The following is a 10,780-nucleotide window of genomic DNA, read 5'->3' on the forward strand; positions in this document are numbered from 1 at the left end:
CTCCTTTCACTATTAAATGACGAGAGATGCAGGTAAAAGTTGCTCTGTATCAGTAAATTTTTCCTGAATTTAATGTTTACTGAATATTTATTGCGTGAACGGATTGTATAAAAATGGAATACCTGCTATGATATTGACCTTCTCTCATTATTTCGCCTTGTCTGAAGTAGACGGAGCAGCCGTCACATCAACTTATCGGAGGTGTCCCATGCTGTATTTCACTCTGGCTTCCAAAGCCTACGCCCGCAATCTTCAATACCGCGGCGCACATCTGGTACATAACCTGGCCAGTGCTTTATTCGGCTACATGTATGCATGTATCTGGATTGGGCTCGGTCAGAACCACTCGCTCGGAGTCTATGGAACCGAAGGGATGGTAGGTTATATTGCCTTCACCCAGGCTTCCCTGTGGATTTCCGGTTTTGTCACGAATGGTCTAGGTATTCCGCAGACTGTCAGGACAGGCCAAATCTCCTTCGATCTTATGCGTCCCGTTCATCTCTTCGCGCAGCTGATGGCGAGGGAGTGGGGGCAGATCGCCTACCAATTTGTGTTCAAGACCATCCCCATCTATCTGCTCTACTATTTCGTATTTTCCCTTTCTCTGCCGGATCAAGGTTCTACCGTGCTGTTTGCCTTTACCGGACTGGCCGGTGCAGCCTTTCTATCGATCTGTATGAATTACATTATCGGTGCCTCTGCATTGTGGACTACCGAATCCTCCTGGCTGTATTGGGGCAATCATGCCATGATCAACCTGCTCGCCGGTTTCTTTATTCCTATTGAATGGCTGCCGGACTGGCTGGAGAAAGTGGCCTGGTGGTCACCGTATCCTTACCTTCTCTATGTTCCTACCCGGATCTATCTCGGTTTTGAGAGTGTCTCACTGCTCTGGGGGACCTTGTTCTGGTGCGTCGTCATGATCCTGGTCTGTCTGACGGTTACCCGGCTCGTGCGACATAAGGTGGAGGTGCAGGGTGGATGAAGATCTCATCATGGTTTTCCCTTTACAGACTGCTGATCCGCACCAGCATCCGCAGCCGGATGCAGTACCGGTTTAATTTTATCCTTAGTTCTCTGCTTGCTGCCCTGATCCAGATCTCTGAATTTTTGATGGTGGCTATCGTGTTGAACCGGTTTGGGGTCATCAAGGGGTGGTCCGTTTATGAAATTGGTTATCTGTTCTCTGTAATGACACTGGCCAAAACGCTGTACCGCACCTTTGCCGACGAGGTTCATCATCTGGAGAAGTACCTGGTCGGCGGTGAGCTGGATCAGCTGTTGACGCGTCCACTGCCGGTGCTGCTGGCCCTGATGCCCCAGAGCTTCCGCATTATGCTGGGAGAGGTGCTGCAGGGTACCGCGATTCTGTGCTGGTCCTTGAACAGGATGATGCAGGCTGGGCAGATTAGCTGGACAGCGGTGCCGCTAACCCTGTTTATTATCGTAACCGGCGCGGTTATTCTGTTCTCCATCGGGCTGGCTACCGCTACTTTGGGCTTCTGGACGACCCGGATCGAGGAGCTGCAGAACATTACGGAAGATGCTGCCCGTACGGCAGCGCAGTACCCGCTGACCCTGTATCCCAAATGGATGTCGTTTTTGCTGCTCACTCTCATTCCGGTAGGACTTGTCGCTTATTGGCCGTCACTGTTCATTTTGCGGGGGGAAGGCGGTTTCTGGTTTATGGCAGTCCTTGCAGGGACCGCATGCATCTGTCTGCTGCTGAGCCTGCGATTCTGGCAGTACGGAATAACCAAGTATCAGAGTACAGGCAGCTGACTGTCGTCACTTCAGGCTGAGAGAAGAACAGCGATTAATCGGGTACAGGCCCCATTTAAGGAGGAACGAACATGAGTCAGCAGTTGATGATTGAAGCCAGACAGCTTCGGAAGGAGTTCAGGACTCCGGTTGTTAAGAAAGGCAGATGGGCAGGAGTCCGTGCCCTGTTCTCAAGCGAGTATGTCCATAAGGAAGCGGTTAAGGAGATCGGGTTTCAAATCAAGCGCGGGGAGTTTGTCGGTTATATCGGTCCTAACGGCGCAGGCAAGTCCACGACAATAAAAATGCTCACCGGCATTCTGCATCCGACCTCCGGAGAAGTGCTGCTGGGAGGCATTAATCCGCACAAAGACCGGCGCAGAGCCGTACAGCGGCTAGGCGTCGTCTTCGGACAGCGCAGTCAGCTGTGGTGGGATCTGCCGGTGAAGGATTCCTATGATATCTTATCCCGGATGTACGGGGTAAAGCCTTCAGAGCAGCAGCAAAGACTGGATCAGTTTGCAGCACTGCTGGATTTGCAGGAGTTCTGGGAGACCCCGGTCCGGAAATTATCGCTGGGCCAGCGAATGCGGGCAGATCTGGCTGCCGCCATGCTGCATGATCCGGAGCTGCTGTTTCTCGATGAACCGACCATTGGGCTGGATGTGAATGCGAAGCGGAATATCCGCAGCTTCCTGAAGCTGCTCAATGAAGAGTTTGGAAAAACCATTTTGCTGACCACGCATGATATGGATGACATCGAGCAGTTGTGCGGCAGAGTGATGGTTATTAATCACGGCGAGCTTACCTACGACGGGACGACCCGGCAGCTGCGTGACCAGATCGGACTGCCGACATTGATCCGGGTCACTTATCGCGGCGAATACAGACTGCCTGTTCTGACGCCGGAAGGCCGTTATCCGTTTCGTCTGACGGAGCAGAAGCATGACAGGATCACCGTCGAGGCGAATCGTAAGGAAATCAGCACCATGGATATCCTTCGTGAACTGGGCAGCTGGGGTGAGATTGAGGACGTGGTGATGGAAGAGCCGGATTTTGAAGAGGTCATTCACCGGATCTATTAGCGGTCCCTGTGTTGACGAACAAAAGAGTGCCTTCACCCGCTCAGGGGGAAGACACTCTTTTTGTTGTAAGGCGATCATTATGCGGAGTTCTGTGACTTCTTCTCCAGCATCAGGCTGAGTACCGCGCCCAGAAAACCGAGCACCGTTACCGTGGCGCCTGCCCAGGGGAGAATGTTCAGACCGAGATGGTTAATGACCCAGCCGCCAAGGAAAGCTCCACCCGCGTTGCCAAGGTTCAGTGCCGAGTGATTCGAGGTGGAGGCAAGCAGCGGGGCCTCATGCGCCAGATTCATTATCCGAACCTGCAGGCCTGGAAGCACACCGAAGGCCGCCATACCCCAGACAAACACAGTAATGACCCCAAGAACCCGGTTGTGGATCGTGAAAGACAGCACAGCCAGAATAATAGCAAGTACAGCAAAATTCACAATCATGGAGGGCATCAGCTTCCAGTCGGCGAGTCGCCCGCCGAGGATGTTACCAAGCGTAACACCGATGCCAAACAGGACCAGAATCCAGGTCACCTGATGTTCAGCAAAGCCGCTCAGATCGGTCAATAGCGGCGTAATATATGTAAATACAGTAAACAGACTGCCGCAGCCGATGGCTCCTGTCAGGAGAGTCAGCAGCACCTGCGGCTTCAGGACACCTCTTACCTCCTGCAGAATACTGGAGGTCTTTTCTTGGGTCAGAGCAGGAATGGTGATGATGATTGCAATCAGGGACAAGATTCCGATAAATCCGATTGCGCCAAAAGAAGCTCTCCATCCCAGCTGCTGACCGATGAAGGTGCCGAAGGGAACGCCGACGATATTGGCGACAGTTAATCCCATAAGTACAAGCGATACGGCGCCGGCCCGTTTCTCCGGCCGGACCAGTCTGGAAGCGATTAGCGAGCCGGCACCCAGAAACGTACCGTGGGCCAGAGCGGTGATCATTCGTGCGCCCATCAGCAGGCCGTAATTCGGAGCCACAACAGCCAGAAGGTTACCGAGAATAAAGATCAGCATCAGGAGGCAGAGCAGTTTCTTCTGTGGGACTTTGTGCGTCAGAATAGTTAGTACCGGTGCGCCGACGGCGACACCCAGTGCATAACCGGTAATCAGCTGGCCGGCCTGGGGGATGGAGACATCCAGATCGCGGGCAACATTGGGCAGAAGCCCCATAATGACAAATTCGGTCATACCGATAGCGAAGGCCCCCAAAGTGAGGGAAAGCAGCGCAAAAGGGAAAGGTTCCTTTACCTTGGCTTGCGGTGTGGTGGTGCCTGTAGAATTCATGATGGTTTCTCCTATATCTGTGGTCTCTTTGTGTCTTTCATTTTAACGCGGTATCCGGTAATGTCCAGTTATAATATAGAGAGAAGCTGATTCAAGGGAGGAAGCCGCATGAGGGGGAGCCTGTTCCAGAACGAGCTGCTGCAGAGGGATTATAGTCCGAAATTTTATGCTTATTACTATAAACAGTGGCAGAGTTATGATATGCCCTATCACAGCCACGATTCTACAGAAATTATGTACATGATATCGGGGAGCTGCAGGATTGAAATGGATTGTGGCAGCGATAAGCCGGATACGGCGGTACTGAAGAAGGGGGACTTTATCCTGATTGATGCGGCAGTCCGGCACCGGCTGGTGGTCGATGAGGGAGCCCCCTGCCGGATGCTGAATGTGGAATTCGGGTTCCGTCCGGCAGAGGAAGCCTGGGGTTCGATCAGCAGGCTTGCTGCGGAGGAGCCGGAAATCGGCAGATTTCTGAACATCCCGTTTCGTTATAGTGTCATGAGAGATCCGGAGGGATTGGTGTATCATGTGCTGAAGAGCCTGGTTCTTGAGCTGGATAAATACGGCAGGGTCGGAAATCCTGCTGCAGAGGACAAGCGGACCGAACAGGGAGAACGCCGACTGCTCTCGATACTGCTGTTCCTGCAGCTGCTCGTTGCGATAGCACGGATTGGTGTAGATGCACGCGGGACAGGGACAGAGCAGCGGGAAATGTATGTGCAGCGCTGTATTGATTATCTCCATCAAAATTATGACCGGAGCATTCAGGTGAAGGACGTGGCTCAATTTGTTAATCTGCACCCTGGGTACCTTCACCGGATTTTCAAGCGACAGACCGGCACAACGCTAACCGCGTACCTGACAAATCTGCGCATGGAGAAGGCCGCTATGCTCCTGCAGCAGACAGACATTCCCATCCATGAAATATCCGATTACGTCGGGGTCGGCAGCCGGCAGTATTTTCAGATGCTGTTCAAGAAGCATAAGGGCCTGACACCACACAGCTACCGTGCTGCCAGCAGCCGGAATGCCTGGAGCTATGTTCATGGTAGCTGGGGCGACCGAGGTTAAGGAACACGGATAAGTGAGGATTTTTGACAGGTTTGCTAAGGAAGGGTCACCATTTTGATAACGCTTCATTTCCGGAGATTGCTAGAATGGGTTAGATCATATATTTCTTCGGGAGGTTGATGACATGTCCATCAAGGTGACTTTTATAGGGGCTGGTAGCATTGGCTTTACAAGAGGGCTGCTTCGCGATCTGCTGACCGTTCCGGAGTTTGCGGACATGAATGTAGCTTTTACAGATATTAACCTGCACAACCTGGATATGGTGACCCAGCTGTGCCAGCGTGACATCACGGAGAATGGGTTATCCATTCAGATTCAGGCTACGACAGACCGGCGGGAGGCGTTGAAAGATGCAGATTATGTAATCTGTACGATTCGGGTCGGTGGACTGGAGGCCTTCGCGACGGATGTAGACATACCGCTGAAATACGGCATCGACCAGTGTGTCGGAGATACATTGTGTGCAGGCGGAATCATGTACGGTCAGCGCGGGATCGCCGAGATGCTGGAGATCTGCAGGGATATCAAGGAGCAGTGCTCTTCGGACGTACTGCTGCTGAATTATTCTAATCCGATGGCGATGCTGACCTGGGCCTGCAATGTATACGGCGGCGTACGCACGGTTGGATTATGTCACGGTGTGCAGCACGGGCATCATCAGATCGCGGAGGTTTACGGCCTGAAGAAGGAAGATGTCGATATCGTATGCGCAGGCATCAACCATCAGACCTGGTACATCAAGGCTTCGCATGAGGGCAAGGACTTGACAGCGGGGCTGCTGGAAGCGTTCGAGAATCATCCGGAATACAGCCGTACAGAGAAAGTCCGTATCGATATGCTTCGGCGCTTTGGTTATTACAGCACCGAATCGAACGGACATCTGAGTGAATATGTTCCATGGTATCGCAAGCGCCCGCAGGAGATTGAGGAATGGATTGATCTGGGAAGCTGGATCAATGGGGAGACCGGAGGCTACCTGCGGGTATGTACAGAAGGGCGGAACTGGTTTGAGACGGATTTTCCGAACTGGATGAAGGATGAGCCATTCTGGTTTACTAAAGAAAAACGCGGAGAAGAGCATGGCTCATACATTATTGAAGCATTGGAGACAGGACGGGTATATCGAGGGCATTTTAATGTCGTGAATAACGGCGTGATTTCCAATCTGCCGGATGACGCCATCATTGAAGCGCCGGGCTATGTGGATCGCAATGGTATCTCGATGCCTGTGATTGGCGATCTGCCCCTGGGGCCAGCAGCTGTGTGCAACGTTAGCATTTCGGTACAGCGTCTGGCAGTCGAAGCGGCAGTGCATGGAAATGATCAGCTGCTGCGACAGGCCTTCATGATGGATCCGCTGGTGGGTGCTGTGTGTAATCCAAAGGAAATCTGGCAGCTGGTTGATGAGATGCTGGTCGCTCAGGAACAGTGGCTGCCGCAGTATGGGCCAGCCATCGCGGCTGCCAAGCAGCGGCAGCATGAGGGGGATTTACTGCCGACCCAAGACTACCGCGGCGCGGCCCGTCTCAAAGTTAAAACCGTCGAGGAAATGCAGGAAGATCGTGATGCCGCTAACCGTAACGCCGGTGAGTCGGATAAAGGCAAGGACCGCGAGAAAGTTCATTGATTGCTGTTTAAATGTGGAGCAAAGCCCCGGATGCCGTGTTGGCAGTTCCGGGGCTTTGCTCTGTCTGTCTGATATTTTGTATTAGCCTAGTTCTCGTCAGCAAGAGCATCTGCCGCCAGGAGACTCAGCACATTGTTGTCCATCGGCGGATTATGCAGTCCGGCCCGGACATCCCGGTAATACCGCTCGAGCGGATGGTTGCGGGACAGACTGGTGCCGCCGACGATCCGCATTGCCAGATCGACAACCCGCAGAGCATGGTTGGTAACGATGTATTTGGCCAATCCCAGCTCAGGCCGCATACGCGGACGGGATTCCTCGTCACGGTCCCAGCGCTCGGCTGCTTCGTACAGGACGCTGCGTGCAGAACGAAGCTCCGCTTCCATAAGACCGAGGTTTTGCTGCACGAGCGGCAGATCTGCGATGGGTCCGCCTACTTGGTTAGGGCGATAGCTTTTGGCAAAAGTAAGAGCATAATCTCGGGCCGCAATGGCAATCCCCATATAGCAGGCCGGAATGTGCAGCAGCCAGCCGCCGCCCTCATCCAGCGTGCTGCCGCTAATACGGGCGTCGGCTCCGGCAAAGGCCTGATCCAGAACAACATCATGACTTCCGGTTCCTCGCATCCCCAGCGTATCCCACGTCTCAATAATTTGTACGCGATCTGATGTACGGACCAGAAATTCTGCTGTTGTGTCTTCTTCGGGGATATAGGCGGAAACGACAAAACGGTCCAGAATCGGTGACAGTGTACTGAAGGTTTTGCGTCCCGTGATCAGCCATCCTTCGTCCGTGCACACTGCGGTAGTCTGCGGTTTGGCACCACGGCTCGGGCTGCCTGTTGCTGCTTCGGTAGCGAACGTGTTAATCATGGCTCCTTCCTGTACGACATCCCGGCATAACTCTTCATACAAGCTGGAAGGCCATTTGCCGCTGACTCGCAGGTAGAGCATTTGACCGATGTGCCAGCCGACGGCAAGTGCGGTGGAACCATCTCCGTATGCTAATCTTTCCTGAGCCTGCACCAACTCATAAAGGGATATTTCGTCTCCACCGCTGCTATGCGGAACAGTCAGCTTCAGATAACCGGCTTCACGCAAATCAGCAAAGTTCTCGAATGGAAAAGAACCCTCCCTGTCATGCTTTGCTGCTCGTTCCGCAAATACAGAAGCCAGCTCTCCGATCTGGTTCAGGCGCTGATGTTCCTGCTCATTGCGGATATATTGATTCCATAGTTTGGACATACGCTGCTCACTCCCTGTTCTCTTTTGCACGATGATATTGCTCGATAAAACACACCTAACAGATCTGAATTTACTGAATATCTTCATTGTAGCATAGAGAGGTGGAAACTCATCTGAAATTTATATGTCCTTTTCAGCGGCTGTACGTGATACAAGGACCTGAGTAAGGTGGATGAACAGATTATAGAGAAAAAACTTCAGACTTATGGAAACCTTCCTTAATCTGAGTTGTTATTATGAGTACATGTATGAACAAAGGGGAATCTTCCATGAGATTATTTTTTAAAGACAATTTCTTTAGCGCAGGCTATACCGATATTATGAACGAAACGGGCGAGGTCGAAGGGAATATTGATTTGAAGAGTGCTTTTGGTTCCTCGCTGAATGTTATGGACGTGCACGGAGCTGTTTTGTATAGCGGCAGCTTTCGGACCTTCTCGAGGAAATGGGAAGTGCTTAACGGGGATGGGGAAGAGGTTGGTGTGCTTTGTGTTCGTATGAGCTTCTTTTCCAAGAAGTTCGAATACGAGGCTTACGAACGCGGGATCTACGAGATTACAGCCCCTGCCTTTTCACAGGAATATGAGATTATGGACGACTACGGCAATACGCTTGCCTCCTTTTCCAGAATCAGCGGCTGGCTGAGATCAGGTGCCTACTGTCTGGATAACAGCTCTCCTGAGCTCGATATTTTTGAGCTGATTGTAGTCGTCATGGGGATTAATGCCATTCAAAAAGAGCAGAGGTCATCCCATTGAGCCGCGGCAGGTTGAGGGGGCCTGCGAATTACGAGCAGCTTAACGATAATAACCAGACGGGCCGCATCGCCATTCATGATTACCGTCCAATGAACGTATTCACATATCTCGGCTGTACGATTCTATTTGGGGTCATATATGCTGCATTTAATGTGATATGGGGGTTTATCGCAGCTTCCAGAGCGCAGGACCTTCTGAATCAGATGTGGGTGAGCGACGTTGGTTTAATATGTATGCTTGTTCTGTACCTATATGTGACATTGGGTTTCTTCTATTGGACTGGGCGACGGGTGATTCATGACCTTGAGGTTTCTCCCAGAGGATTATGTCTGTGTCTGCTTCCGTTCTTACTATTGGAATGTGCTGTATGGTCAGCAGGTATACTGCACGGTAAAGGAGACGGGGGAGTGTGGTCTGCGGCTTGGACACTGCATACCTTGCTGAATTACTGGAGCTATCCGCTGACATCCTCCGTACAATTTTATATCCTGAATATGAGTGCTGTTTATCTAGTGACTTCACTGATGCCGATGGCTGCCGTGATACTTGGTGTATATTCATTAGAGACCCGGAGCAGATGGCGTAAATGGCTGCCGGTTATTCCGGGTATGGCAGCTGTCATAATAGTATTCACGTTTATTGCGGCATTTATCCCGCATTCTTCTACACTATCTGCAGGCCGTTACCCGAAGATTGACGGCGCTACCGCCGCAATCCCATTTGCACAGAGCCTGATTAGAGAAGTAACAGGAGTGAATAAGGCTGGTGCCGTTCAACAGGTGGATTTTCATACGACCCATCAAGCTTACCTTAATCTCATTCATGGAAAAGTGGATATGATCTTCGCTGCACAGCCTTCGGACCAGGAACTGGAGTTGGCTGCTCAGCAGGGGGTGAAGCTTAAGCTGATTCCCATTGGAAAAGATGCTTTTGTATTCCTGGTTCATAGGAGTAATCCGGTGGATAATCTGAGCACCAGGCAGATTCAACGAATATATGAGGGGTACATTGCTAACTGGAAGGAAGTTGGTGGAGAGGATCAGTGGATTGCTGCGCTTCAGAGGGAAGAGAATTCCGGAAGTCAGACCTACATGGAGAAGAGGGTCATGAGTGATCTTGCCATGGTTAAAGCTGAGCCCCAGATGCAGATTAATTTCATGGGAGGTTTAATTGATACTGTTGCAGCGTTTTATCGTGATCATAATGCTATGGGCTACTCTTTCAATTATTATGCCAAAGAAATGCACCGCCGCCCCGAGGTTAAGGTTTTGACCATAGACGGTGTAGTGCCTGATCATGCAACTATTCGTTCGGGTAAGTATCCTTTCACCGCTGAACTGTATGCTGTAATCCGGGAGGGAGAGGAGGATAGCAGCGAGAGCAGCAGACTGATCCGATGGTTAACAGGTCCGGAAGGTACACGCTTAGTGGAGAGCACTGGATTTGTCCCCGTTCATAGTGGAGAAGATGAATTTCGTTGATTGTCATATTTTTCATGTTGCATGGATGGTGTTAAACATGTTACTTTATAAGTCCGGTCGCAAAGTTAACTAGAACTAACACTTCCGGTTATAAAATATCACTTGAATTAGTCAGCATGATGTGATATGATAAAACTCCTGCTGAATTCTTTTGAGGATAGAGGCTGGAAAGCGAGGCGAAAAACTTTTGAAAAAAAGTGCTTGCCAAGTCGGAAGAAACGTGATATTATATAAGAGTTGCTGCTGAGTTAAAAAAACTTAGTCGCAATGCTAACTGAATGGCTTGATCTTTGAAAACTGAACAACGAGTGAGTATCGCTGTTACTAAAGTAACGGCAAACCATGAGATTTATATCTCGTCAGATTCAAAATGAGCTTATCGCTCTTTTCAATACTTTATTGGAGAGTTTGATCCTGGCTCAGGACGAACGCTGGCGGCGTGCCTAATACATGCAAGTCGAGCGGGGTTT

9 protein-coding genes and 1 rRNA gene are annotated in these 10,780 nt (G+C 51.0%); 8 read left to right on the top strand and 2 right to left on the bottom strand.

The genetic code is table 11. The features are described 5' to 3' along the window. The first annotated feature begins 208 nt into the window (after positions 1 to 208). The 3 genes from Q5741_RS20955 (at position 209) to Q5741_RS20965 (ending at position 2,846) form a co-directional block, all read left to right on the top strand. On the top strand, positions 209 to 985 hold the full coding sequence (locus Q5741_RS20955; RefSeq protein ID WP_305026062.1) for an ABC transporter permease: 777 nt from the start codon (positions 209 to 211) through the stop codon (positions 983 to 985). Beyond that, positions 982 to 1,782, top strand: a complete 801-nt coding sequence (locus Q5741_RS20960; protein ID WP_305026063.1) for an ABC transporter permease — start codon at positions 982 to 984, stop codon at positions 1,780 to 1,782. The genes Q5741_RS20955 and Q5741_RS20960 overlap by 4 nt, the downstream gene beginning before the upstream one ends. 86 nt (positions 1,783 to 1,868) lie before the next feature. Next, positions 1,869 to 2,846, top strand: a complete 978-nt coding sequence (locus tag Q5741_RS20965; protein ID WP_305026070.1) for an ABC transporter ATP-binding protein — start codon at positions 1,869 to 1,871, stop codon at positions 2,844 to 2,846. A gap of 77 nt (positions 2,847 to 2,923) precedes the next feature. On the opposite strand, the gene Q5741_RS20970 is transcribed toward Q5741_RS20965, so the two are convergent. Next, positions 2,924 to 4,126: an MFS transporter gene (locus tag Q5741_RS20970; protein ID WP_305026064.1), complete on the bottom strand. Its 1,203-nt coding sequence runs from the start codon at positions 4,124 to 4,126 to the stop codon at positions 2,924 to 2,926. A 108-nt stretch (positions 4,127 to 4,234) separates the two neighbouring features. On the opposite strand from Q5741_RS20970, the gene Q5741_RS20975 reads away from it, so the two are divergent. Both Q5741_RS20975 and melA read left to right on the top strand, forming a co-directional pair. Next, positions 4,235 to 5,200 (top strand): AraC family transcriptional regulator, encoded by a 966-nt coding sequence (locus Q5741_RS20975; RefSeq protein ID WP_305026065.1) that lies wholly within the window; start codon positions 4,235 to 4,237, stop codon positions 5,198 to 5,200. A 124-nt stretch (positions 5,201 to 5,324) separates the two neighbouring features. Next, positions 5,325 to 6,827 carry an alpha-glucosidase/alpha-galactosidase gene (gene melA / locus Q5741_RS20980; RefSeq protein ID WP_305026066.1) on the top strand — a complete coding sequence of 501 codons (1,503 nt, stop codon included), beginning with the start codon at positions 5,325 to 5,327 and terminating at the stop codon, positions 6,825 to 6,827. Positions 6,828 to 6,913: 86 nt separating this feature from the next. Here the strand turns inward: melA and Q5741_RS20985 are convergent, their stop codons facing one another. Further along, positions 6,914 to 8,071 carry an acyl-CoA dehydrogenase family protein gene (locus tag Q5741_RS20985; protein WP_305026067.1) on the bottom strand — a complete coding sequence of 386 codons (1,158 nt, stop codon included), beginning with the start codon at positions 8,069 to 8,071 and terminating at the stop codon, positions 6,914 to 6,916. Between the two features lie 269 nt (positions 8,072 to 8,340). Between Q5741_RS20985 and Q5741_RS20990 the strand changes: the two genes are divergently transcribed. From Q5741_RS20990 to Q5741_RS21000, 3 genes are all read left to right on the top strand, one after another. After that, entirely contained in the window at positions 8,341 to 8,829 is a 489-nt protein-coding gene (locus Q5741_RS20990) for an LURP-one-related/scramblase family protein (protein ID WP_305026068.1), read from the top strand. Then, positions 8,826 to 10,310 carry a PstS family phosphate ABC transporter substrate-binding protein gene (locus Q5741_RS20995; RefSeq protein WP_305026069.1) on the top strand — a complete coding sequence of 495 codons (1,485 nt, stop codon included), beginning with the start codon at positions 8,826 to 8,828 and terminating at the stop codon, positions 10,308 to 10,310. Before Q5741_RS20990 ends, Q5741_RS20995 begins: the two co-directional genes overlap by 4 nt. A gap of 396 nt (positions 10,311 to 10,706) precedes the next feature. Further along, positions 10,707 to 10,780, top strand: a 16S ribosomal RNA gene (locus Q5741_RS21000); the annotation flags it as partial.

This window comes from Paenibacillus lacisoli (assembly GCF_030580655.1).
Taxonomy (GTDB): Bacteria; Bacillota; Bacilli; order Paenibacillales; family Paenibacillaceae; genus Paenibacillus; species Paenibacillus lacisoli.

Coding starts and splice junctions, on each gene's coding strand:
- Q5741_RS20960 (WP_305026063.1), top strand. CDS start 982: ATGAAGATCTCATCATGGTTTTCCCTTTACAGACTGCTGATCCGCACC.
- Q5741_RS20975 (WP_305026065.1), top strand. CDS start 4,235: ATGAGGGGGAGCCTGTTCCAGAACGAGCTGCTGCAGAGGGATTATAGT.
- Q5741_RS20970 (WP_305026064.1), bottom strand. CDS start 4,126: ATGAATTCTACAGGCACCACCACACCGCAAGCCAAGGTAAAGGAACCT.
- melA (WP_305026066.1), top strand. CDS start 5,325: ATGTCCATCAAGGTGACTTTTATAGGGGCTGGTAGCATTGGCTTTACA.
- Q5741_RS20955 (WP_305026062.1), top strand. CDS start 209: ATGCTGTATTTCACTCTGGCTTCCAAAGCCTACGCCCGCAATCTTCAA.
- Q5741_RS20965 (WP_305026070.1), top strand. CDS start 1,869: ATGATTGAAGCCAGACAGCTTCGGAAGGAGTTCAGGACTCCGGTTGTT.
- Q5741_RS20990 (WP_305026068.1), top strand. CDS start 8,341: ATGAGATTATTTTTTAAAGACAATTTCTTTAGCGCAGGCTATACCGAT.
- Q5741_RS20985 (WP_305026067.1), bottom strand. CDS start 8,071: ATGTCCAAACTATGGAATCAATATATCCGCAATGAGCAGGAACATCAG.